Annotated in this window: 17 protein-coding genes and 1 tRNA gene; all 18 read right to left on the reverse strand. The window is 59.5% G+C overall.

What is annotated here, in order from left to right:
• Window positions 1-97 precede the first annotated feature (97 nt).
• Window positions 98-1222: a zinc-binding dehydrogenase gene (locus tag J3R75_RS07855; RefSeq protein ID WP_307260952.1), complete on the reverse strand. Its 1125-nt coding sequence runs from the start codon at window positions 1220-1222 to the stop codon at window positions 98-100.
• A 66-nt stretch (window positions 1223-1288) separates the two neighbouring features.
• Window positions 1289-3361 carry a pyruvate formate lyase family protein gene (locus J3R75_RS07860; protein ID WP_307260953.1) on the reverse strand — a complete coding sequence of 691 codons (2073 nt, stop codon included), beginning with the start codon at window positions 3359-3361 and terminating at the stop codon, window positions 1289-1291.
• A gap of 356 nt (window positions 3362-3717) precedes the next feature.
• Window positions 3718-4545: a hypothetical protein gene (locus J3R75_RS07865; protein ID WP_307260955.1), complete on the reverse strand. Its 828-nt coding sequence runs from the start codon at window positions 4543-4545 to the stop codon at window positions 3718-3720.
• 5 nt (window positions 4546-4550) lie between these two features.
• A complete protein-coding gene (locus J3R75_RS07870; protein WP_307260957.1) occupies window positions 4551-5507 on the reverse strand; it encodes a hypothetical protein in 957 nt (318 codons plus the stop codon).
• Window position 5508: 1 nt separating this feature from the next.
• Window positions 5509-6399, reverse strand: a complete 891-nt coding sequence (locus J3R75_RS07875; RefSeq protein ID WP_307260958.1) for a hypothetical protein — start codon at window positions 6397-6399, stop codon at window positions 5509-5511.
• 135 nt (window positions 6400-6534) lie between these two features.
• Window positions 6535-8877, reverse strand: a complete 2343-nt coding sequence (locus J3R75_RS07880; protein ID WP_307260959.1) for a glycoside hydrolase family 2 protein — start codon at window positions 8875-8877, stop codon at window positions 6535-6537.
• 174 nt (window positions 8878-9051) lie between these two features.
• Window positions 9052-10581 carry a prenyltransferase/squalene oxidase repeat-containing protein gene (locus J3R75_RS07885; RefSeq protein ID WP_307260960.1) on the reverse strand — a complete coding sequence of 510 codons (1530 nt, stop codon included), beginning with the start codon at window positions 10579-10581 and terminating at the stop codon, window positions 9052-9054.
• Window positions 10582-10641: 60 nt separating this feature from the next.
• The gene (locus J3R75_RS07890) at window positions 10642-11037 is read right to left on the reverse strand and encodes an ExbD/TolR family protein (protein ID WP_307260961.1); all 396 of its coding nucleotides are present in this window, start codon (window positions 11035-11037) and stop codon (window positions 10642-10644) included.
• Window positions 11038-11120: 83 nt separating this feature from the next.
• Entirely contained in the window at window positions 11121-11534 is a 414-nt protein-coding gene (locus J3R75_RS07895) for an ExbD/TolR family protein (protein ID WP_307260962.1), read from the reverse strand.
• 51 nt (window positions 11535-11585) lie between these two features.
• Window positions 11586-12341, reverse strand: a complete 756-nt coding sequence (locus J3R75_RS07900; RefSeq protein WP_307260963.1) for a MotA/TolQ/ExbB proton channel family protein — start codon at window positions 12339-12341, stop codon at window positions 11586-11588.
• 77 nt (window positions 12342-12418) lie between these two features.
• Window positions 12419-13165 carry a YfgM family protein gene (locus J3R75_RS07905; RefSeq protein WP_307260964.1) on the reverse strand — a complete coding sequence of 249 codons (747 nt, stop codon included), beginning with the start codon at window positions 13163-13165 and terminating at the stop codon, window positions 12419-12421.
• Window positions 13166-13242: 77 nt separating this feature from the next.
• Window positions 13243-17343: a tetratricopeptide repeat protein gene (locus J3R75_RS07910; protein ID WP_307260965.1), complete on the reverse strand. Its 4101-nt coding sequence runs from the start codon at window positions 17341-17343 to the stop codon at window positions 13243-13245.
• A gap of 119 nt (window positions 17344-17462) precedes the next feature.
• Window positions 17463-17540, reverse strand: a tRNA-Pro gene (locus J3R75_RS07915).
• A 246-nt stretch (window positions 17541-17786) separates the two neighbouring features.
• The gene (locus tag J3R75_RS07920; protein WP_307260966.1) at window positions 17787-19037 is read right to left on the reverse strand and encodes a type II secretion system F family protein; all 1251 of its coding nucleotides are present in this window, start codon (window positions 19035-19037) and stop codon (window positions 17787-17789) included.
• Window positions 19038-19097: 60 nt separating this feature from the next.
• A complete protein-coding gene (locus J3R75_RS07925; RefSeq protein ID WP_307260967.1) occupies window positions 19098-20177 on the reverse strand; it encodes a type IV pilus twitching motility protein PilT in 1080 nt (359 codons plus the stop codon).
• A gap of 74 nt (window positions 20178-20251) precedes the next feature.
• Window positions 20252-21952, reverse strand: coding sequence for a GspE/PulE family protein (locus J3R75_RS07930; RefSeq protein ID WP_307260968.1), 1701 nt, complete (start codon window positions 21950-21952; stop codon window positions 20252-20254).
• Window positions 21953-22019: 67 nt separating this feature from the next.
• A complete protein-coding gene (locus J3R75_RS07935) occupies window positions 22020-23747 on the reverse strand; it encodes a GspE/PulE family protein (RefSeq protein WP_307260969.1) in 1728 nt (575 codons plus the stop codon).
• Between the two features lie 157 nt (window positions 23748-23904).
• Entirely contained in the window at window positions 23905-24552 is a 648-nt protein-coding gene (locus J3R75_RS07940) for a D-sedoheptulose-7-phosphate isomerase (RefSeq protein WP_307260970.1), read from the reverse strand.
• Window positions 24553-24737 lie beyond the last annotated feature (185 nt).

Genomic DNA, 24737 nt, shown 5'->3' on the forward strand with positions numbered 1-24737 from the left:
AATGACGCAGACTATCGCGGAGTGATTTCGACATCTTCAGCACATGAAACCTGCGGGAATCTGCGGAATCTGCGGATAGGGTCTTGACGGCGTGTTGTCAGCCGGCGCCTGAATCGGCGGGGTTGATGAAGACGGCTTTGATGGCCTGGCCGGCTTCGACGGCGGCGAAGGCGGCGGCGTGCTTATCGAGGGTGAAGCGCGCGGCGGTGCAGCGGCGAAAAAGCTCCGTAAGGCGGGCGTGGGTGAGGACGAAAGCGAGGTAGTCCTTGACGTCTTCCAGGTTGTATTGGCCGCTGCCGAAGATCTGCAGGGCCTTGAAGGTGATCAGCTGCGGCGAGACCGCGACAGCGCCGCTGTTTGAGTACTGCCCGGGGACCAGGTAGCGGCCGCGGATGCGGAGCAGGTCCAGTCCTTCCACGAAGGAGTCGGGCGTGCCGCTGGTTTCGATAACGACGTCGGCGCCGTTGCCGCCGCTGAGCTCACGGATGGCCTTCACGCGGTCGTCACGGCTGGCGCGGTAGTCGAAAATCTGTTCGACGCCGAAGGCCCGGGCCAGATCATTGCGTTCGTTGTTGGTCATGGACCCCACGGCGACCACGCGGCAGCCCGCCGCAGCGGCAGCGGCGATGGCAAAGAGCCCCATCGCGCCGGTGCCCTGCACGACCACGAACTCGCCGGCGCGAAAACCGCCGCTGTATTTGGCGGCGCGCATCATGGTCGGCCCCACGCAGGGGAAAGCCGACACGGCGACGGGGTCCACCGCCGCCGGCAGCCGCACGATATTGGCCGCCGGCGCGAAATGATACTCGGCGAAACCGCCGTGCAGATGGGGCGCGTCGGCTGGCGCTTTCTTGTAGGTCACGCCGAAGTTCATGCAGCTCGACGTTTCGCCGCGTCGGCAGTTCGCGCAGTCGCCGCAGGGTATGGCCACGCAGACGATGGCTAGGGCGCCGCAGCTGATCTTCTGGCCGATCGCGTCGCAGTCGGCGCCGGCGCCAATGGTGTCAATGCGGCCGACAAATTCGTGGCCGAGGACAATTTCGCCGGGGGGGAGGGCGAGGGTGCCGTGCAGAAAATGCATATCGGTGCCGCAGATGCCGCTTTGGAAGAGGGTGAGGCCGACCTGGCCAGGCCCGGGTTCCAGCAGCGGGTAGCGCCGCAGTTCAAATTGCCGGGCGGGCGAGCAGAACACCAGTGCCTGTGCGGTTTTATCCTTGACCATAATCAGTCTCCTGTCTTTGCGTGGTCCAGCGCGGCGCCGGTCGTCTGCCATGCTTGCCACGCCCATTCAGGCGTGGCCGTGGGCGTGACGGCGAATGACATCGCGTTGGACCATCGGGTCCAGATACACAAAATACGCAGAAAAACCGCTCACCCGCACCACCAGATTTTCGTGTTCGCGGGGATGCTGCAGTGCGTCTTCGAGCTCGGCGTTGTTATTGAAATTGAACTGCATTTCCTGGATGCGCCGGCGCACAAAGGCCTTGGTGAACACGACCATGCGGTCGAGGCCGTCGGCGCCGGCGAAGGCGTCCGGATCAAAGCGCGCATTAACGACCGTGCCGCCCTTGGAAAGAGTGAAGTCCGGCGCCGCGACCGAAGCAAAGAAGGCGGTCGGGCCGCTGACGTCGTTGCCGAAGAACGGCGAGCAGGCCGTAGACAGCGGCGTGTGCGCAAAACGACCGTCCGGCGAGGCGCCGACTTCGCGGCCCGCCGAGATATTGTGGATATTCGACGCGATCAGCGGCAGAAAGCGCCCGCCGTCAATCGTGTGATGCGCGAGCACAATCCGGCAATAGAGACCGGCAACGTCGCGGGCGATGCCGTCCACATAGGGATTGTCGTTGCCGAATTTCGGTGCGCGGCGTAGGAGCAGCTGCCGTTCGTTTTCGTAGCCGGCGAAGTCCTTGGCCAGGATTTCCTGCAGCTGTTCGATGCTCAGGAGGCCGTCCTCAAAGACGACTTTTTTGATTGCGGCCAGGGAATCGACCATGGAGGCGAAGCCCCGGATGCCCAGGCCATGCCAGCGCGGATAGAGAGCGCCGCCGGCGTTCACGTCCAGGCCGCGGGCGATGCAATCGCGGGTGAAGAGCGAGAGAATGACGTCTGGCACGCGTTCCGGCGGCTGGTCGGCGAGCTGCTGGTTGTACTGATCGACGGCGGTTTGGATGGAGCGTTCGACCTCATCCCGGAAGTTGTCCCAGAGTTCGTCGTAGCTGCGCGGGAGGCGCTGCCAGGAGCGCTCCAAGCATTGCATGGTGTTGGAGCTGAAGCCGTCGCTCCAGCCGGTTTGGCAGCCCGGTATATGCGATTCAATGCAGCCCACCAGGCAGTAGTCGCGCGCCGCCGCGAGCGGTATGCCCAGTTCGTGGAGCGACGGCACGTTCACTTCGTCGTTGAATATCGCGGGAAAGCCAATGCCGGACATGATGCAGCGCGCGCAGGCGCGATGGTAGCGTTCCGACGACCCGTCGTGGAAGCGCGCCGACAGGTTGGTCGACGGGCTGCGCACCGTACTGGTCGCCTCCAGCGCGATGTAGCTCAGCTCATTCTCGGCATTTTCGCCCGACGGCGTCAGACCGCCGATGGCGATATTGGTGACGCTGGACTGATTGTTGGGCGACTGATGCAGCGACTCGATCTTGGTCCAGAGATGACAGAAGAGGGCGAAGGTCTCGTCGCGCCGATTAGCATCGTAGAAGGGCCACAGGTACTGATCGATGCGGCCGAAGCCATTGGCGCCACGGCCTTCCGTGCGCAGGAAGAGGAACAGCAGCCAAATCAGCTGCAGGGCGTCATGCATATCCCGCGGCGGCTTGGTGCTCAGCCAATCGACGCGGTCGGCGAGGTCGCTGCGGCCTGCCGCGCGCGCCGCCGAGGCATGGCGCCGGAAAAAGACCTCGATCGCGTCCAGGCCAGCCAGCATCGCTTCGAGATAGGCCTTCTCGCTGGCCGGCCGTTCGCGGCGGCGTTCGGCATCGACGCGCTGGCGATAGCCGGCAAAGCCCGCCGCGAGCACCTCGGGGAAGTCGATCACCAGGTGGCTGCCGCCGCGCTGAAAATCGCGATTGGGGTGTGCGGCGTGGGCCGCCCGGGCCTGCTGGTAATCGTCATCGCTGATGCCCGCCGGCAGGGCGTGCAGAAGAAAGGTCGGCTCGCCGGCGAGTTCGTCGTCGTCATGCACGACACATGGCAGCATCGCCGCCATGTGCTGTAGAGCGCGCATCCGGTAGAGCGCCTCGGAGACGCCCGCGGCGCGCGGGTGGTCGCGATAATAGCTGCCGCGATAAAAGAGCCCGAGGTCGATCATCTCGCCCCGACCGGGCCGATACAGCTCACGCAATGGCCGCCAATCACGCATCACGGGCCTCCGTAGTCATCAACCAGCTTATGAAAATTCTACCCGCAGACGACGCTAAGACTTCTGAAAAATGATAATGTGCGAAATCTTGTGATAAACACTTGTATTTGCGCCAATGTGACCGAAACTCTTCTTTTGCGAAAGGCTTTTTGACAATAGACTCATTATCAAGTGGTTATGCATGAATTTGCCCCGTAGGGGCACGACTATGCTTAACCCCAGGCTAAAGCCTGGGGTTAAGCATGGTTAAGCGCCTACGGCGCTGAGAAAGGCTTCAGAACTACTTGTGTCAAGTCTCTCTTTTTATCACAAGATTTCGCACATTACCAAAAAATGCGGCTAGGAGGATTTGCGGACTAGCCTTGGAAGGTGGGGTATCCCCAGGCTTCGCGGCGGCGGAAAGGCGCCTTGAAGGCGGTCTTGACTTTGCCGCCGTCTTCGAGGCAGGCGATGCAGGCGCGAGTACAAGCGGCGGCGAGGCGGTTCGGCGGGGCGCTGGCGCTGGAGGTATCTGGGTAGGCGCCATTGACGCAGAAACGGCAAGCGTCGTCATTGAAACAGGCGACAGTGACCTGCTGGTCGCCGACAGCGATGGTGGTGTCAGTGGCGCCGAGAGCCTGGGCCGGGCAGCCCGCCACGCAGGCGCGGCAGTGCTCGCGATCACAGACCTGGCCGCTGCGGAAGGGCTCGTCGGGCTCGATGTCGGCTTCGCAGAAGAGTAAGCCCAGTGCCTGGCGGGCGCCGAAGCGCGGGGTCAGGAAGGCGCCGTTGTAGCCGATTTCGCCGAGGCCGGCCAGCTGGGCGGCGACGCGGATGTCGGGCGTGACATTGGGCGCGGGCTTACCGTTTCCGGCGGGGACGCCGTCGGGCCAGCGCTCGGGCGCGAGGGGCGAGCTGGGGACGGCGAGGATGCCATTGTCTTCGAAGCGACGGCAGAGCGCATAGGCGTCGGTGGGAGCGAGGATGCGGTTGACGCGCATGAAGACCGTGCCTTCTTCCATGCCGCGGAAATAGCTGCGCGGAATTTCACGGGCGAAGACCACGATGGCCCCGGCATTGGGAAGGATGCTCAGCGGGTTCCACTGCGGATCGACATTGGCGAAATGCTTCGGGTCGGCGACGCCGATCATATCCAAATGCAGTTCGGCGGCCCATTGTTTGAGTGTTTCTTTCGGGAATTTCATAGTCATCACCCTTTCACTCCGCCCTTGAGGCGTTTACGGCTTTCGAGGTGGTCATTGCAGGCCTGCACGCAGCCGATGGCGCCGCAGACGGAACCGGGGCGGCCGCCCTGGCCATGTTCAACGCTGCCGTTGGCAATGAGGCCGAGGTACTCGATGCGGGTGGACAGCGCGAAGCCCAGGCGATATGCCGAGTACCAGTCGTAGCTCACTTTATCGATGTCCATCTGCATGCCGGGCAGGTCCTTGGTGACAAAGGGCGAGGCCTTGGGATTGAGGCCCCAGTGCGTCACTTTGCACTTGCCGCAATTCACACGGCCCCAGGAGAACTCGCGGTCCTCGCAGACAACGCTTTCTTTCTCGCCGCCGAGGGCGTGGCCGGGGCAGTGGCGAACACAGGCCTTGCAGTTATCGCAGAGCTGCTCGCGGTAGAGCGGGTCGGGCTCCAGCTCGGCGTCGGTCAGCAGGATTTCGAAGCGCTGGCGGGGGCCGAATTCCGGGGTAAGGAAGACTTTCGACCAACCGATTTCGCCGAGGCCGGCGAAGGCGGCGGCGACGCGCATGTGCATCATCACGCAGGGCGGGAGCTTCCCGGGCGCGAGGGGCTGGCGGGCCGGCGGCGCTTCGTCAAGAAGCGTATGGCCGCCCGGGGAGGCGACGGCTTCGTAGCCGTGGTCTTCGAGCAAGGCGGAGATGGCTTCGCCTGCTGAGCCCAGCGAGTTGTAGAGGCCGCTGCCGTAGCCGTAGATCCAATAGGTGGACCAGTCGGTGCCTTCCTGGATGCCTTTGTAGCAGCCCTTGAGAATGCGATTGGCATAGACAATGACTGACTTGGCTTCGGGGAAGAGTGACAGCGGGTGGGTTTCGGGCGGGCAGTCTTTAAAGCGGTCGATACTGGCGATGCCGCAGATGTCGGCACCGCGCGTAATCGCCGCGTCTTTGATCATCTTGCTGGTCAGTGTCATGTTATTGCTCCTTCGCTTGATCGGGACGGAAACCCCAGGGCTCGCGGATGCGGAAAGGCAGGCGGTAGCCCGTGTCGTGCGTGGCTTCAAAATGGGCGATGCAGGCCCGGCCGCAGGAAGCCGCCAGGCGGTTTGGCAGACTGCCGCCCAAGAAGCGGCTGCTGCTTTCGCCTTTGACCTGGTTGTTCTCGACCTCGAAATGCAGTTCTTCGGCACCGGCGAAGTACTTGGAGTCGCCACTGACGCCATTGGGGCAGGCTTGGCAGGACAAGGCGTTGATGGCGCCGACGGCCATGGTCTGGCCCTGGCAGGACACCGTGCCGCGATCTGTCGCCGAAATAGCCGACAGCGGACAGCATTTCACGCATTCCATGCAGAGATCACAGATGGGCTTGCGGCCAGCCGGTACGCCCGGGCCGGGTTCAATGGGCATGTCCGTAACCAAAAGACCGAGGGACTGCCGAATGCCGTATTGCTCGGACATGAACATGCCGTGGTAGCCGATCTCGCCCAGGCCAGCGGCGACGGCGGCGTACTCCACCGCAATGCGGTAGGAATTCGGCCGGCACAGGTCCATATGGACGGCGCGGCGCGGCATCTTCGGGGCGTCGACGGGTGCGAAGGGCACGCATTCGTAGCCCTCGCGTTCGATGGCGCGGACAACGCCGTCCATGCCGGTCAGCCAGCGCGCTACGCCCGTCCACAGGGAGCCTTCCTCCATAGCCCGGAAACGCCCGCGACGAATGTGCTGGCCAAGGACCACGACGGATTTGGCGCCGGGGAACAGGGACAGCGGATTTTCCTGCGCCGGCACATCAGCGTAGGCACTGAGCGGCACGACGCCGACCAGGTCGTAGTGGGCTTTCGCCCGGAATTCTGCGAAGGGAATCATCGTCGGTTCTCCCGATGGGTTTGTGCGCCGCGGTAACCTCGTGGCGCTGGACAAGGACTCAGGACTGTGGTGAAATCGCTGCGAGCACTGTTGCCCCGGCCAAGGCCGGGGCGTGGCGTCGTTCTTTCGCGGTTGTCAGTTGCAGGTCCACTCGAAGGGCTCGAGGTCGCGGATGATGGGTAGCCAGCGCTGCCACTGTTCGAGAGCGAAAGGCGGCGTACCGAGAATGTAATGGTTCGCGCCGCGTTCGCCATCGGCTTCCCATTCAAGCAGGTAGAGCTCCTGGGTGCTGCGTGGCGCCCGGATGCGGCCGACGGTGATATTGTGGTTGGCCGGCGAGGTGAAATCGCCTTCCAGGACCACGCTTTTGTCTTCGCCGCGCTTGACCGTGAAATGGCCCTTGCGCTCGCGTTGCGAGTCGTTGCCGATGACGACCTGGCAGTGCCAGCTGTCAGGCTCGGACATCATCACGCAGAGCTCCTTATGGACCCGCTTGAGGAAATAGTACGCAAGTTTCTTGGTGAAATAGTAGTCCACGATGGCATCGGAAATTTGCGGCCAGCCGTCCATCATGTTCCACCAGAGAATACCGCCTGTGCGGCCCTTGCGCAGCCGGAAATTCTCCACGAAGAATTTTTTAGCTTCGGCCTGGACGAATTGTGAGGCGAAAGCGAAGTCATCGAGGTTATCGGGGATTTTGCCGAAGACTTCGAGGGTCTGGTCGGCCATCATCTTGATGCGGCCGTCGATATGGGAGACGCCGGGGATGGGGTCGGTAGCGTGGATGGCCCATTCGGGGTTGTCATACCAGGGCCAAAGTTTGTCAGGCGAGATGAATTTTTTGAGTGAGGTGATGGCTGGGCAGCCGTGGTAGCCGGTTTCGGAGGCGAAGCAGGCGTTGTTATTGGCGTAGAAATTACTCTTGTAGTAATCGCGCGGTCCCCACAGGTGCTGTTCGGGTCCGATGCGTTCATTGCCTTTGAGGGCGACGATGGACGGGGTGATGAACGGTGAGCTGGGCAGGTATGGCCGGTGCGGGTCGAGGCGCTGCAGGACTTGGGGAAGCACCTCGCGCGTCAGGCGGTTTTGGCCGGGATCGCGGTAGAGGCCCCACCAGCCGACGTAGCCGCTGTCGTTTTCATTGTCGCCGGCCCAGAGGGCAATGCAGGCGTGCTGCCGGCGTTCTTTGACTACGATCTCGGCTTCGCGGCGGAAGCGCGCCAGGAAGCCCTCGTCCTGCGGGTAGGCGGCGCAGGCCATGGAGAAGTCCTGCCAGATCATGATGCCGTAGCGGTCGCAAATGTCGTAGAATTCCTTGGCTTCGTAGACATTACCGCCCCAGCAGCGGGCCATGTTGCAGCCCATATCGCGGAAGAGTTCGAGGATGGCCGGGATGCGCGCGGCATCGCGGCTGTGCAAGGCGTCAGCCGGCACCCAGTTCGAGCCCTTGATGAAGACCGGCACGCCATTGACGATGAAGTTGAACCGGCCGGGGTGCTCGGGAGTGTTGAGCTCGGTGTGATCCAGCTCGACGGTGCGGATGCCGAGGGTGACGGTTTTGCTGGCGACAACCTCGTCGTGATGCAGCAATTCGACCACGACCTCGTAGAGATTGGCCTCGCCGTAGCCGTGCGGCCACCACAGTTTCGGCTTGGAAACCGTAAACGCGAATTGGTCCCAGACAAACTGCAGCGGCCGGCAGTGCTCGAAACTCGCATCGCCGCAGCGGCCGCGCAAGCGGAGCTTGAAGCCCTCAATGACCAGCGCGTCATTGCGCGTCTTGACCACGGCCCGCAACGCGGCGCTGCCGGCGTCACAGCGCTCGGTGAAGATGTAGATGTCCTCGATCTCATTCTTCGGGCGGTCTTCGATGTAGACGGGCCGCCAGATACCGGCGGAGACGATGCGCGGCATGATGTCCCAGCCGAAACAATGCGCGGGTTTGCGCAGGCGGAGCAGTTCGACGCCGAAGCCGTGGGCGCGCTCCCAGGGCTCCATGTCCTCGCCGCGGACGGCGTTGAGCGGCGATTTGAGGCAGACCATCAGCACGTTATCTTCGCCGACGTGGCGGAGTTTGCCGCGCAGACTGAAGCGGTGGGGGATGAGCGCGTTGTCGGTCGAGGCGATTTTTTTGCCATTGAGCCACACATCGGCGATGCAGTCGAGGCCTTCGAATACCAGCTCGGGGTCGCTGAAGGCCGGCGTGGTGAAGTGCCGTTCGTACCAGTACTGGTGGAATTCGTAGGGCCGCAGGCCGGTGCTGTTCAGGCCGAAGAAGGGGTCTGAAATCGTGCCAGCGGCCTGCAGGTCGATCTCCACGTTGCCGGGGACCTGCGCCGGAATGCCCTCCAAAGCCGCGCAGAGCAACTCGTCCGGCGTGTTGATGTTTTTTTCGCCTTCGAGAAAATGCCGCATGGTCCAGGTGCCGCCGAGGTCGAGACGGGGGCGCTGGCCCGAGGGAGACGCTGTTGTGGTCATTGCTGAGATGCCTTTCCAGTGATAAGAGGGCTCTTCATACCGTTATGTTGCCATCGGCAGTGCCTTACGGACTACGCGGTGGCGCCTTTTTGATCCGGTTGCACAAAAGCCCATTGTAGCAAGTGATGCGACAATGGGCTGTGGGAAAACAACGTCTGGTTTTTGGCGCAATGTTCAGAGATCGAGGCCGAGATCGTCGTCGAGTTTTTCCATGGTGGTCTTATCGGCCTTGGCGATGCCCTTGGGCATTTTATAGGTCGGCAAATAGCGGTAGTAGACTTGGAGACTGAGTGCCGCCAGGGTGGTGGTGTACCACTTGTCGTAATTGCAGCTGAATTTGCCTTTGTCTTGATTGGGGCATTCCCAATAACCCTCTTGGTGCTGATATTTGATCATCTGCGGGGCGCAGACGTCGTTCCAGTTTTTCCAGCTGGTTTTGCCGGCATGGAACATCACCTGGGTCTGGTAGTACCACGCGTAGATCGGATTGGCATGGGCGGCCTCTATCTTGCGTTTCGGGTTGTTCCACACCACCGTGCATTTTTCGCTGATGAATTTCACGCCGGCCTTGGCGGCGAAGCTGTCGCCGGAGCCAAGGAGCTGCAGGCAGAAGGTGCCGGCGCCCTGAAGGCCATCACTGCCATTTCCGGGGACATTATAGCCGAAGCGGTTGTTGACCTTTGAGAAGGACACTTTCTCCATGAAGCCGAGGCCTTTTTCAATGGCCTTTTCGAGTCCAGGCACATCCGCGCCGGCGACGTATCCGGCCTTCATGGCCTGGTATTGCCAGCCTGCCACCGACATATCCCATTTGCCATCGGGGTTATAGCCGTAGGAATAGCCGCCATTGCGCAGCTGGCCATCGACGACGTAGGCTAGAGACTTTTCCATCGCCGGTTTGAGGAAGGGTATTTTGGTCAGGCCGTAGCCCTCGGACAACGCATAGGCGACAATGCCATTGGAATACGAGAAAGTATCGGGCCATTTCTTGTCGGTAACCTTGGCAGGCCACTTATCGACCTGTCCGGCCAAGTACTGCATGGCTTTCTGGACCGTCGGGCCGAATTCTTCGGACATGGGCGTCTCGCCGTGAGCCAGGAAGGTCAGCAAGCCCAGGCCGGTCATGGCCTCTTTTTCGCCCGGCGCCCAGGAGCCATCGGCATTCTGGGTCTTTTTGAGCCAGCGTAACGCCCGGAGGACCGCCGACTCCGTAACGTCCGACCCGCCAAATTTCTTCAAGGTCTTCTGACGGCCTTCGTTGCTGCGGCCGCCGTAGAGACTGGACAGTTTCAAGGGGGAGTCATTGGCGCGGACATTGAGGACGTCGGAGAAGTCCATGTTGTCGTCGGTGGAGGCCATGGCATCGCTGAAATCGGCCACGGATGACACATCGACCATCTCGTCGGTGGAAATGGTCGGTTTTTCGACGGTGGGGACCATTTCCTGGGCGATGTCCTCGAGTTTTTCGAGCTCTTCCATGGTTTTGGGATCGAGTTCTTTGACTTCGAGTTCCTTCATTTCGAGCTCGACGCTGCTCATCGGCGCCTTGGCTTCGGCGTCATAGAAGAGAATGAGCGATCCCATCATGAGGGCGTGGACGACCAGTGAGATGATGGGCCCCATCATGCTCTCGACCATTTTCCGATGCTGGTATTCGGCCAATGCGGCGTCGTGATCCAGCAAGACCTGTTGTTCTTCACTCATAGCTCGTTCCTTCTGCCGAAGCCTCCTGGCTGGTGCGGTTCCAGCCGGCTGCCGGCGACATTATTTCAGCGTCATGACATTGAGTTTATCCAGCCCGGCGGCCCGGCAGAGGTCCAGGGCGGTGACCAAGTCGGTCGCCCGCGCGCTCATGCTGACCTGGATAATGACGGTCTGGTCGGGATCAAGGCTGCCGAGATACTTCAGGGTCGAGGCGATCTCTTCCACGGGTTTTTCGGCGCCCTGCAAGTACAGCTTGTTGGCGTGGACCTGCATTTCGAGCATTTTCGGCTTGACCTCGTCAGTCTTCGCGGCCCCGGGCGAAGGCAGATTCACCGCCAGATGCGCTTCGGAGATTTCTTCGCGGGCGGTGACGATAAAATAAATCAGCAGCAGGAAGACGATGTCAATCATGGACGACATCGGCACGGCCAGCTGATCTGCGGATTTTCGTTTCATAGCTGCTTCTCCGCCTCACTGGAGGTGCTGTGAGGCTCATCTTGCTCTATTATATCTTCGGTGGTCGGTTGCGAGGCCAATTCTCACATGCCGGTAGCTTCGGCGGCCAGGCGGACGCGATAGAGGCCGGTGGAGGCCGCGACCTGCATGACCCGGTCGATATGGCGGAACTGGGTATCGCCATCGCAGCGGATCAGTACAGGCACGGAATTGCCCGCCTGGGCGCGCATGGAGATCAGCAGCTGCTTGAGCTGGGAAAGGGACAGGGGCTGCAGCGCGATATTGATCTCGCCGTCCTTGCGCAGGTTCACCGTCACTGTTCGGGGGTCGCTTTGCTCGACAGCGGGGGCGTTTTTGGCCTGGGCGAGGATGATGGACTCATCCACCACGTCTTTGTCCACCGACGCCGTGACAACGAAAAAAATGATCAGCAGGAAGACAATGTCGATCATGGAGGTGATCGGTGTCTCCAGCGTGTCATCGCCGCGTTTTTTCATATTGGGCACTCCTTTTGCGAGCTCCAGTGGGGTTCACGGGACCGCTGCAACTTACTCGCCCTCGACTTCGGCGTTCCGGAGGACCTTGATGAGGTCAAGGACAGTCACTTCCGTTTCCAGGAGGATTCTGGTGGCAAGGTTCTTGAAATAGGTGAAGAAGAGCAGGGCAGGCACGGCGATGATCAGGCCCACGCAGGTGGTCCATAGCGCGGTGGAGATGGACTGGGCGAGGAGTTTCGCTTTGGCGGCGCCAGTGGCGCTGGCCAAGCCGGCGAAGGCGGCGACCATACCGGTTACTGTGCCCATCAGCCCGAGCATCGGGGCGATCTGGCCGCAGATATTGAGGTAATTGACGCGCTGCATGAGCTTTTCGCTTTCGAGATCCGTGCTGGACGACACGGCCTGCTGCACCACTTCATAGCCATCGTTGATATTGTCAAAAGCGGAGCGGAGGATATTGGACAGCGCGCCGGGATTGGCATCACAAGTCGCGATGGCGGTGCCGAGGTCGCCCTGGGAGAGCGCTTCACGCACGCCGGTAACCACGCCGGCCGGAATAAGCTTGTCTTTCTTGACGATGAGGAAGCCGTCGATGGCCAGCCAGACCATGACGAATGAGGTACCGAAGAGGCCAATCCAAATCAGCAGGTTGACGATGCTACCGCCGTAAAGAATGTCCCACAGACTGGTTCCGCCGGAGGCGGCTTCCGTCGGGACGTCGACACCGGCCTCCTGGGCCAGGACCATTCCACCACAGAGCAAGCCAAGGCAAAGCACATTCAAGAAGCCACGATTGTTTTTCGTCATTTGATTTCTCCTGGAGAACCCTTTGCGAACGGAACACTAGAATTCGACACCTATATACTTATGCAATAATATGTCACTCAGTCAATGGCCTCAATTTTGCTGACGCGGGGGTCATTGAGTTCCTTCATGATGGCCACGGCCTGCTTTTTGGCTTCGGCGCGTTCCTTGCGCAGTTTGCGGCCATCGAAAAGCAGCATGGTCTTAAGATACTCCAGGACGGCCTGTTTTTTCTGGCCCTGCAGGGCGTAGATTTGACCGCGCATATTGAAGGCGAAGGCTGCGTAGGCGTCTTCCTTGCTGAGCACCAACTTGTTGAGCTCGGCATCAATTTTGTCATACTCCTTGTTTTCGAGCATGATAAGCAGATTGGCGCGCATGAGCGCGTCCGGTCGTTCAGCGACAAAGGGCACGGCTTTGGCCAGGACCTTGCGGGCGTCGTCGGTCTTTTTCAGCGCCAGCTGTGATTCGGCTTCCAGGCCGCCGATGACGTCACCCCAACCGAGGAACTTGTAGGCTTCGAAGACTGCTGGGGCGTTTTTGACCACGTCCTGGTATTTTTCTTCTTCGAAGAGCTGTTCGAGCTGCTGCACTTCCTGCGGTTTGGGGATCATGGCGTAGCGATAGGTGCCGCGTTTGATATTGACGGCGCCGCGGCCATCGACATTGACCATGAGGTCACCCTGCGGGTTGGCGACTTGGATGGCGACGGCCTTCTGGCGGCTGCCATCGGGTTTGACGAGGTAGCAGTTCTGTTGCTGGGCCTGCACCAGCCCTGCGCCGACCAAGCCCATCAGAATCGCGATTAGGATGCTTTTTTTCATCATGAGGTCCTCGTTTTACGCACTCGTTTATGTAATCTTCATCAGTGATTAGGCGAAACTCTTTTCTGCCGCTTGCGACCTCAGCGCAGAAGCCGGGCCAACTCGGCGGCGTACTGGCCGCCGGCGAAGTGCTGTTGGTAGCGCGCGATCATGTCCTCCAGGCGTTCCTTCTCACCGCTTTCGGCGAAAAGCCGGGCACTGCCGACGATGGCCTGCTCCAGGTAAGTGCGGATGCCCGGGTTGTCGGCATCGGCGAGCATAACCACCTGCTGATAGCGAGCCAGTGCCTGCTTTTTGCGGGTGTCATCGCCATATTGCAGAAGAACGGCAGCCAAGCGGGTGAGGGCCTTGTTGCTGACCACGGGGCTATCCGCGTACTGGAGGATTTCCTGCAGATCATAGGCCGCGCCGTCCAAATCGGGCGGCGTGACTTTCGCTTTAGCCTCGGCGAGCATGAATTTGGCATCGAAGAAATAGCCCGTCTTGGGATTTTCCTGCAAGAGTTTCTGGAGATAATCCAGCGCCTGCTTGTCCTTCTTGAGCTGCAGCGCGGCCTCGGCGGCGCGCATATAGGCGCGGTCTTTGATGGCGCCGCGGACCTGGCCGGCTTCGGCGTGCTGCGACTTACCGCGTTTGAGGATTTCTTCACAGGCACTCAAGGCGACATCCGGCACGCCAGCATTCAGGCCGGCGTCGGCGACGTAGCTGAGATTGACGACGGAAACGCTGGCGGCGTTGGCAATGAGCGACCGGAAGGACTTGGCGGCCTCGTCCTTCTGGCCGGCTTCCATCTGGGCACGACCGAGGTTAAACAGCGCCATCTTGCTGGCATTGGAATCGGGGAAGTCCTTGGCTAGGCGGCCGAGGGTTGCTGACGCCTTGTCGTTTTCGCCCAGTTCCATGTAGACGGTGCCCAGCCGCGCCAGGTTGTCGGGCGCTTTGCTGGACTGGGGGAAGCGCTTCAGAAAATCGTCAAAGGCAGACACGGCCTGGAGCTTCCACTTGTCGAATTCGGCTTTGAGTGGCGCGATCTCCGCATCGAGCTTGGCGATTGCCGCTTCGTTGCGGGAGATGCCTTCGCCGGCGGCGGCGATGTCGGCCTTGGCTGTTTTTTCCTGCAGGTCGATCTTTTCGGTGCTGAGTTTTTTCACCAGTTGGAAGCCCTCCATGGCCTTATCACCGGCGTCTTTGATTGTCGGCAAGAGTCCAGCGCGTTCGGCGGGCTGTTTGTCGAGAGCGTCTTTGATGGCGTTGTTCATGGCCAGACGGCGGGCGGTGGCGACGAGCTGTGCCTTGTCGAGCTCCTGAGACAGTTTGGAAAGGGCCAGGGCATTATCGACCTGGCGCTGGCTTTGGGCCAGTTCGGCCCGTTCGGCCGCAAGTGATGCATAGACCGCTTCCAGCTGCTGGAGCTCCTTGCGCTTATCTTCACCGGCAACCTGGTTATGCTGGGCGATAGCCTCAATTTGCCGCTGGCCGATCTTTTCCAGCTCAGCGTTGGCCTTGGCGAGGTCTTGCTTGACGGCCGCGGCGGCGTCATCCTCGGCATCGCCGAGTTTGCCGTTCAGGTCGGCGATGAGGGTTTCGGCGCGCTGCTTCTCGGCCTCGAGATCGCTGAGCAGTTTGTCGGCGGCGGCAATAGCGCCGCTGATTTTTTTGATGTCGTCCTGCTGTTTTTTCAGTCCCTCATCAAGTTTGACGCCATCGCCATCCAGTTCGGCCTTGCGGGCCTCGAGAGTCTTCAGCTGCTGTTGATGCTCAATTTCGGCGGCCTTGAGTTCCTCGGTTTTTTCCTGCATGCTGATAATATCGCCGCCGATGGTGTCTTTTTTGCGTTTTTCGAGGTCGGCGGCAAGTTTGCGGATGTCCTGTTCGACGGTTTGCAGGTGGACCTGCTTTTCCTGTTCGCTCATGTTGGCGGTGGCCGCGCTGCGGTCGGCAAGCTGTTTTTTGGCCATCGCGTAGAAATCCAGGCTGAGTTCCTCCATGAGGAGGGTCATGGCCTTGTCGCTGTCGGCGAGTTGTTCGCGTTCTGTGGCGAGCTGTTCGAGGCGAGCCTGTGCTTGTTCGACGCTGGCTTTGAGCTGTTTGATCTGGGCGCGGAGGGCGTCCTGCTGATCGCGGAATTCCTGCATTGCGGGGCGCACTTTCTCGCCCGCCAAGTCGTATGCCCAGGGCAGATAGGCCGCGCTGTCCTCGCGGATGCGCAAGGCAGTGTCGCTTTTGACATTGAAGGACTTGCCGGGCACGCCCTCGGGCGTGAAGATTTTGGCGATTTCCTGGTAATGGGGCACGGCGTCCTGCGGGCTGTCGCCGTACATCAGGCGTTCGGCGGCGCGGAATTTGGCTTCGAGGCGATCATCGGCATTAGCGGCGACGCTTTCGTCTTCGTAGTAGCTCAGGAATGCCTCGGCTGCCGGGGCATTTTCTTCCAGGAAGTAGTATATCCAGCCGAGCTTATACCAGGAACGGACGCCCTTGTCGAAGGCGCTGAAGACCTCGACCAGGCGCTGATATTTGGGTATGGCGGCCCGATAGGCGGCGGTAGCCTGCTGATGCTTTGCCAGGCGATCCTTGTCACTCTTGGCTTCGCTGGCTGCTTTTGCCAGCAGGGACGCCTCTTTGTAGTAATACTCGGCGATGGCGAAAGCGGCGTCAGCGGCTTTGGGGTGTGCTGAGTCAGTGTTGACGAAAAGGTCCCAGGACCACATGGCGCGGCTGTAGAGATCGGTCTGCTTTTTCGCGTCCTTTTCATTGCGTGCGCGTTCATAGAGAACACCGCCATAGCGGTAGGCGCTTTCGGCGGAGCCGGCTTCCTTGGGCATGATCGCAATGACGTAGCTGATGAGTGCCTCGGCCTCCTCAAGGCGGTCGAGTTGCGCGAGGCAGAGGGACAAGCGGACAACCACGTCCGGGAGTTTGCGGCTGCGGCGGCCGATTTTCACGGCTTCGAGGTAGATAGGCGCGGCCGCTTGGTAATTTTTAGCGGCGAGGAGCGCTTCGGCCTGTTCGATTTTGATTTCGATTTCGGCGCTGCCGTCATTTCCGGCCAACTCAATCTTGTCGCCGAACTGTGATTCAGCGAAGCGGGCGCATTTATCATGCTCGATAAGCGCTTCGCTGCGGAAGCGGGAGTCGGGGTAGTCGCTCAGGATGGTCTCAAAGTACTTGGCGGCGCCAGCGTTCTGTTTGCGGGCGAGGTCTTTCTTGCCGGCGATGAGCGTGATCATAGCGTGGCGCTGGATGGCCTGGCCTTTGTAGAAGAGCGCTTCGGCGACGGGCGAGTTGCCGCGCTCCTTCTTGCCCATGCCGGCTTCGAGTTCTTCCAGGAAGCCATCGACCATCTTGATGGTTTTGATGGCCTCAAGGTAGTTTGTGATCTTGGCCACTTCGGCGGTTTTCTTCTCGCGCATCAGGCGATTTGCCGCGTCATTGCCCAGAATGATCTGGGCCCGGGCTGCCTGCAGGTAAGACGACGCGCCGACGCCGTCCCGGATGAACTGCAGGTCCTTGAAGCCAGCCAGGGCCTTCCTAACAGCGTCGCCATTGACAGGCTGGTTGTCTTTCTGCTTGATAGCTTCGGAATCCAGGACGGCCTGGAGTTGCAGGAATTGCATCTGGCGTTCGTCGCCGCCACCGCCGCCCATGCCGGCGAGTTTTTCCAGGATGGCGGCGGCTTCCTTGCCCTTGCCCAGTTCACGCAGAACCATGCTATAGATCATGACGGCGCGCTTGAACTGCTCGGCATCGGCCTTGCGTTTGGGGGCTTCTTTCACCCGGGAGAAGAACTGCTTGTAGGCGGCCTCGGCGTCGGGAAAGCGTTTGCGGGCGGCGGCGACTTCAGCCTTGAGAAGGGTCGCATCATTGGCGATGGGGGAATTGGCGGGGATGGCTGCCAGGGCCTGGTCGGCGTCTTTGCTGCGGCCAATGTTGTAGTAGAGGCGGGCTTTTTCGAGATTGAGCGTATCCTTTTCGCCGGGATACTTTTTGCTCATCTGGTCGATTTGCAGCTGAGCATAGTCATTGAGCTCCAAGTCGCCCAATTTGCGCAGGAATTCGACGTCGTAATCGAAATCCTGGTCGGCCTGCAACATGCAGAGGAAGGACAACAGGGCCGCAAGGACGGTGAGCTTGCCGAGAAATCCGCGCCGGCGGCGCCACTGTGCATGGTGATATGCCATTATTCCTGACCTTCTTTGTGTTTCGGGTACATCCGTGCGACATTGCGTCGCCAATATACCACTTGTTTCGCCAACAGAGAAGACGAAAAACACTAAGGCAGGAAATAAAGAGGGAAAAATGGTCGGGGCGAGAGGATTTGAACCTCCGACCTCTGCGTCCCGAACGCAGCGCTCTAGCCAGACTGAGCCACGCCCCGACATACGTTGTGCACCTGATGACGCGGTCTCCCATGACCGGTCTCCCAGCGACGACAAGCCCTTACTATATTCCACCTTTCTCTGCCGGCAACCCCTACCTTCATATTTTTGCTGGCTAGGGCAGTAAGTGCCACACTCACGCCGTAGCGCCAAACTCGTCTCGACCAATCCTGCCCGCCCCATCACCACGGCCGGGCTTCCACAAGGTGTCTCGGCCTCGGCTGGTAGCGGCAGGTCCGGCGACCTCAGCCACCGAGTTTGTCAATCATCTTGATCATCGGCGCGAACAGGGCGATAACGATACCACCAACGACGACAGCCAGGAAGACAATCATCAACGGTTCGATCATGGAGGTCAAGCCTTCCACGGCCCGGTCCACTTCTTCTTCATAGACGCCGGCGACTCGGTTCAACATGTCCGGCAGGGCACCGGTTTCCTCGCCGACCTCGACCATACTGCAAAGCATGAGGGGAAAGACCTTGGATTTTTCCAGAGGCTTGGTCATGCCTTCGCCTTCCTTAACGGCGTCGTGCACGTCCTGGATGGCACGGCTCACCAGTTCATTGCCAGCGGTGTCTTTGACGATCTGCAGCGCCTGCAAGACCGCCACGCCGGAGGCCATCAGGGTTCCCAGCGTTCGACAGAAGCGCGCCGAAACACTACGGACCACCAAGGCGCTGAATGGTGGACATTTGAGAGCCACCCAATCGAAAGCATAGGCCCCGGGTTTGGTTTTGAGCAGCATTTTGAAGATGACCACGAATACGGCCAGGCCGGCCGCGACGACCAACGCATGGTTGGCCATCATGTTACTCGCGTTCACGACCACCAGGGTGATGGTGGGCAAGGGCTCGCCCGGCAACATTTCGTCGAACATCTTGGCGAATTTCGGGACGATGAAGATCATCAAACCGGCGGTAATCGACCCGGCGATGCAGAGCACGGACAGCGGGTACATCATGGCCGATTTTACTTTGCCGGCGATACGCGCGGCCTTTTCCATGAATTCCGAAAGGCGCACCAGCACGATTTCCATGGCGCCGGATGCCTCACCGGCGCGGACCATGCTGACGTAGAGTTTATTGAAGGACTTCGGGTGGCTGGCCAGCGCTTCCGAGAAGGTTGCGCCGCCCTCGACCTGATCGGCGAGATTGCCCAGCACCTTATGCAGCTGGGGTTTTTGGCCTTTGGCCTGACGTTCCAGGGTACGAATGGCCCGCACCAACGGCAGGCCGGCCTGCAGCAGCGTAGCCAGCTGGCGGGTGGTCGTAGTCAGGTCCTTACGGGGGACCTTCGGCATGCCCATGCCGAAGCCGCCGCCGCCTTTGGCCGCGCCGCTCTTGCCTTTGCTGGCGGCCTTGCTGGAAGTCAGGCTAGTAGGAAATAGCCCCTGCTGTTTAAGTTGCGCTGACGCTTCCTGCTCGTTCTCGGCTTCGATGACACCCTTTTTCTCCTTGCCGTTGCCATCCATCGCCGTGTATTGAAATTTCGCCATAGACTGCTCCTTGCCTGGTCATGCCCGCTGCTGATCGCACAATGCCGTTATCGCCGCCACTTATTTCTTCTGTGCGGCCTCGAGTTGCAAGCGCTGGATAATGCCTTCGGCGTCCTTCGCTTTGGTAATCAAATCGCCATAGGAAATTTTACCTTCGGAGTACAGTTGCAGCAAGTGCGCGTCGAGAGTATTCATGCCGTACTTGGCGCCGGTCTGGATATCGGAGGTAATACGGAAGGTCTTGCCATCGCGGATCAGCGCCGCGATGGACGGCGTGCCGATCATGATTTCAAAGGCGGCGATACGGCCCTTCTTGTCAATGCGTTTCAGCAGCACCTGTGAAATCACGCAGATCAGGCTGCCGGCCAGCTGGGTCCGGACCTGCGCCTGCTGGTTGGTGGGAAAGGAGTCGACGATACGGTCGACCGTTTCAGCGGCGCCGGTGGTATGGAGCGTGCCAAAGACCAAGTGGCCGGTTTCAGCGGCGGTGATGGCCGCACCGATGGTCTCCAGGTCGCGCATTTCACCGACGAGGATGCAATCGGGATCCTGGCGCAAAGCGCGGCGAATGGCATCAGCGAAGGACGGGACGTCGTTATGCACTTCGCGCTGGGTGACAACGCTGTTTTTGTGCTTGTGATAAAATTCGATGGGGTCTTCGATGGTGATGATGTGGTCCCGCTTCTCCTTGTTGATGACGTCAATCATGGAAGCCAGGGTGGTCGATTTGCCACTGCCGGTAGGGCCAGTCACCAGCACCAAGCCGCGAGGCTTAAAGAGGATGTCTTTGGTTGACGGCGGCAGCCCGATCTGTTCGATGCTCAGCAGCGTGTTGGAGATGGTTCGCAACACCATGCCGATGTTGCCTTTGGCCTTGAAAACGCTGACGCGGAAGCGGGCCTTGTCCCCGAAAGCGAAGCCGAAGTCGGCGGTACCGTCTTCCTGAAGCTTCTGTTGGTTAGCCTCGGAGGTGATGGATTTCATCAGGTACTCGGTGTCCTCCGGCTGCATGGGGTCGACATCAAGCGGCGTCATTTCGCCATGGATGCGCAGTACTGGCGGCGAGAAGCAGGGGATATGCAAGTCGCTGGCGCCCTCTTCCAGCACCAAATCCAGCAAATCGCTCATTTCCAGATGCATGATATCAATCTCCTCTTTTTCACGAAAGGTGTTGCGGTGGCGCGTATCGGCTGCGTTTGTCGCCCCCGTGGTATTTAGACCGTGTACTGCAGGACTTCCTTGGCGGTGGTGATGCCGTTGAGGATCTGGTTGATGCCATCACGGCGAAGGGTGATCATGCCGTCGGCGATGGCCTGCTGACGAATAACCTGCGAGGGTTCGCGGCTGTTGATCAGCTGTTGAATCGGCTCGGAGATGATGAGCAGTTCAAAGATGCCCACGCGTTTTTTGTAGCCGCTGTTATTGCATTTATCGCAACCGATGCCGCGGTAGAAGGGCCGGTTGTCCACCTCTTCGCGAGTGAGACCGAGCATTTTGAGTTCGGCATCAGCGGGGGCGTATTCTTCGCGGCAGTCCAAGCAGACGCGGCGAAGCAGGCGTTGGGCGAGGATGCCGTTGAGGGTCGAGCTGATGAGGAAGGGCTCAATGCCCATATCGATCAGACGGGTGACGGCGCCGGCGGCGTCGTTGGTATGGAGGGTGCTGAGCACCATATGGCCAGTCAATGACGCCTGAATGGCCATGCTGGCGGTTTCCACGTCGCGGATTTCACCGACCATGATGCGGTCGGGGTCCTGACGCAGGAAGGCGCGCAGGGCAGCCGCGAAGGTCATGCCGACCTGTTCGCGCACCGGGACCTGGATAATGCCCTCGATGTCGTATTCGACCGGGTCTTCGGCGGTCAGCAGCTTGTCTTCAATGGTATTGATTTCACGCAGGCCGGAATAAAGCGTCGTGGTCTTGCCGGAGCCCGTCGGGCCCGTGACAATGAAGATACCGTTGGGAGCGGCAATCAGGCGACGGATGTCAGCAATAGTCTTTTCGGTCATGCCGAGGCTGTCGAGGCTCAGGTTGACGACGGAACGATCGAGCACGCGGAGAACGACGCTTTCGCCATAGCGGGTTGGCAGCGTCGACACGCGCAAGTCGATGGGTTTTTTGTTGATGCGCAGCTCAATACGGCCGTCCTGGGGGATACGGCGTTCCGCGATATTGAGGTTGCTCATGACCTTGATGCGGCTGATCACCGGGATGGCCAGGTGCTTCGGCGGCGGGGCCATTTCGTAAAGCGAGCCGTCAATGCGGTAGCGGATACGAAATTCGTCTGAAAACGGCTCAAAATGAATATCGCTGGCCTTGTCTTTGATGGCCTGCTGGAGGATCAGGTTGACGAAGCGGACGATAGGCGCCTCGTTGGCGGCCTTTTCCAGCGACTCGGCGTCGTCACCGCTGATATCCGTGCGCAGGGAGGACATTTCTTCGATGATGTCTTTGACGGTGCTGCTTTTTTCGGGGTAGAAGACATCGAGCATTTCATCGATTTCGCGAGGATAGCCGACCATGATGCGGCAGTCGCGCCCCAGGGCGAAGGGCAGTTCGTCGGTGAGCTGTGAGCTGAGCGGGTCTTTGGCGACGAGCCAGAGGACATCGCCTTCCTCCTTGACCGGGATGACGCCGTAGAAGCGCGCCATGTCGGCGGGAACGGTATTGACCAGATTCATGTCGAGTTCTTTATTTTTGAAAATAAAGACCTCGGTGCCGAGATTTTCGGCAATGAGTTTCAGCAGGTCATCTTCGGTGATAATATCGAAGTTGAAGAGGATATTGACGAAAGTGCGGTTCATGCGCTGGCTTTCGTCGAAAGCCTCTTCGAGTTGTTCTTCGGTGGCGATGCCTGCATCCAGCAGGAGATGCCAGATCATGCTGACATCCGCATCCATGTCGATAGCTGCCATAGTCCGTAGTCCTCGTCGGGTTAGATGCTGATCGTTATTTGCGGCACTGTTCGACCGTGGCGGCAGATCATGTGCGTTCCATGGTGATACGCAAGACTTCGGGAATAGTGGTAATACCGGCGGCGGCTTTGCGCAAGCCGTCTTCGCGCAAGGTGCGCATGCCCAGTTCAATGGCCCGTTTGCGGATGACGCTGGCGTCGGCCTGTTGATAAATCAGGGCGTGGATACTCTCGTCAAGGATGAAGATTTCATACACGCCGATACGGCCGCGGTAGCCTTTTTTGCATTCTGAGCAACCCTTGCCCATTTTGAAGGTACTATCGGCGAGTTCTTCGCGGCTCATGCCGAGCAAGTCCACCTGCTGGTCGGTCAATTCGATGGGTTCGCCACAGGTTTTGCACAGGCGGCGAAGTAGGCGCTGAGCCATGATGGCGCGCAGTGACGATGCCACCAAGAAGGGCTTGACACCCATATCCATCAAACGGGTGATAGCCGACGGCGCGTCGTTGGTGTGCAGGGTACTGAACACCAAGTGGCCCGTCAGCGAGGCGTTGACGGCGATTTCACCAGTCTCACTGTCACGAATTTCACCAACCATGATGATGTTCGGGGCCTGACGCAACATGGCGCGGAGGGCATTGGCGAAAGTCATCTTGATTTCCGCCATGATCTGTACTTGGTTGATACCCGATAACTCGTATTCGACGGGGTCTTCCGCCGTGATGATCTTGCGCGTCGGCTGATTCAGCGCGTGCAGGAAGGAATAGAGGGACGTCGTCTTGCCGGACCCCGTCGGCCCCGTAACCAGGAAAATGCCATCGGGATAATTGATGATCGACTGAATCATGTCCTGGTCGTCCTGGAAAAAGCCCAGTTCGGCGATGCCGAGCATGACGCCGCTTTTATCCAGAATACGCATGACGATGGACTCGCCGTAAGTCGTGGGCACATCGGATACGCGCAAGTCAAGGTCACGGCCCATGGCTGAGAAGCGGATACGGCCGTCCTGGGGGATGCGGTGTTCGGATAGGTCCATGCCGGCCATCAGTTTGACACGGGACAGGACCTGATTCTGCATGTACTTCGGGGGGCTTTCGACCTCGTTCAGCACGCCGTCAATGCGGTAGCGGACACGAAAGCGCTTTTCCATCGGCTCGAGATGGATGTCGGACGCGCGCGTCCGGAACGCTTCGAGGATAAGCAGGGAGACGAGGCGGATAATGGGGGCGGAATTTTCGTCATCATTGGCATCGCCGGTTTCAGTAGTGACGTCGCTAGTCGTGCCTACGGTCAGGTCGGTGGTCGTTTCGGTCAGCTCGGTCATCAACTGGTCGGCGGAATCTTCCTCGACATTGCCATAGTAGTAGGAGATGGCCTGTTTGATTTGCCGTTTGGAGGAAACGACGCCTTCGACGTCCATCTTCAGCAGGTAGCGAATAGCGTCCAGTGATTCCAGATCGGCGGGGTCAGCCATGGCGACCCGCAAAATACCTCCCGACATAGTCACCGGCATGACTGTATAGCGGCGGGCCACTTCACCCGGAATCATGTCAACGACTTCCTGGGCGATGCGCTGCGAGGCGTCATCGAAATCAAAGGAATCCATGCCATATTCGGACGCCAGGATCTGCACCACGTCCTGTTCAGTGACGACTTTGGTCAGATACAAGCCGTCAAGCACAGTACCGTCGCTGCTTTCTTCCTGCAGTTTGGTCTTGGCTGCTTCAACCTGCTCGTCTGTGACCAGACCGTGTGCAGTCAGCAGATCAACAATAAAATCATCAGCTTCAATCACGCTACCACCCGTGTATCCTGCCTATCAGACGCTAGGGTCTGGGTCGTCGTCAGAAAAAAACCGGCTGTTACTCAGAACCGGCCGTTATGTCGGAATCGTTCACAATACAACCGGAAACGAAACTGTCAAAGCTTCGGAGCCAAGCCAAGCGAGGAGCTCATTCCGGAAAGAAGAATGCTTCGACGGCTCGGCACAGCGCGTGATAGACCGGCAGATGCAATTCTTGCACGCGATAAGTTTCTCTTTCTGGCACTTTAATACATATATCAGCCAACTCTGCAAGCTGTCCACCCATCATGCCAGTCATACCGACAACTGGTATGCCCTTGAGTTTTGCCACCCGACAGGCCAAAGCGACATTACGAGCATTGCCGGAAGTGGACAAGGCGATAAGCATATCGCCCTGCCTGCCCATTCCGTAAAGCTGCTGCGCCGGGCCGAGGTCGCCACCCAAATCATTGGCGACCGCGCTACTCAGGCCTTGCTGGCTCATCAGCGACATGGCTCGCAATCCGCACTGCAGACGCGACGCCAAGTAGTCGCCATCAACGCCGGCGACGCTGCTTAACGCCGCGCGCTCAGCCATTGGCAAGGGCCGCCGCCGGACAAAGCCCTTAAGCAATTCGCCGACAATGTGATCGGCATCGGCGGCACTGCCACCATTGCCGCAGGTGAACACCGTGCCATCATGCTCATAGGTACTGATCAGCAGTGCAATCGCCGACGCCATCGCCTCTTCACAGACGGCCAATGCAGGATAGCACGCCAACAAATCGACAAGCTCGGGAAAACTCGTTTTTTTCATATCAAGACAACCCAATGATTAAGGGAGTGGATAGCTTGTTAATAACTGTGTTAATTGATTTATCACCGAATTATCAACAGCCTATCGTCGTTTTTTATTCTATGCAAAACTCTTTGATAATAAGAACGTTACATAGCGTTTCTTGAAAAGTGCCCTTCTATAATAATATTGTTTCAGCTCTTCAT

This window comes from Oligosphaera ethanolica, from assembly GCF_030814695.1.
Lineage (GTDB): Bacteria > Verrucomicrobiota > Lentisphaeria > Oligosphaerales > Oligosphaeraceae > Oligosphaera > Oligosphaera ethanolica.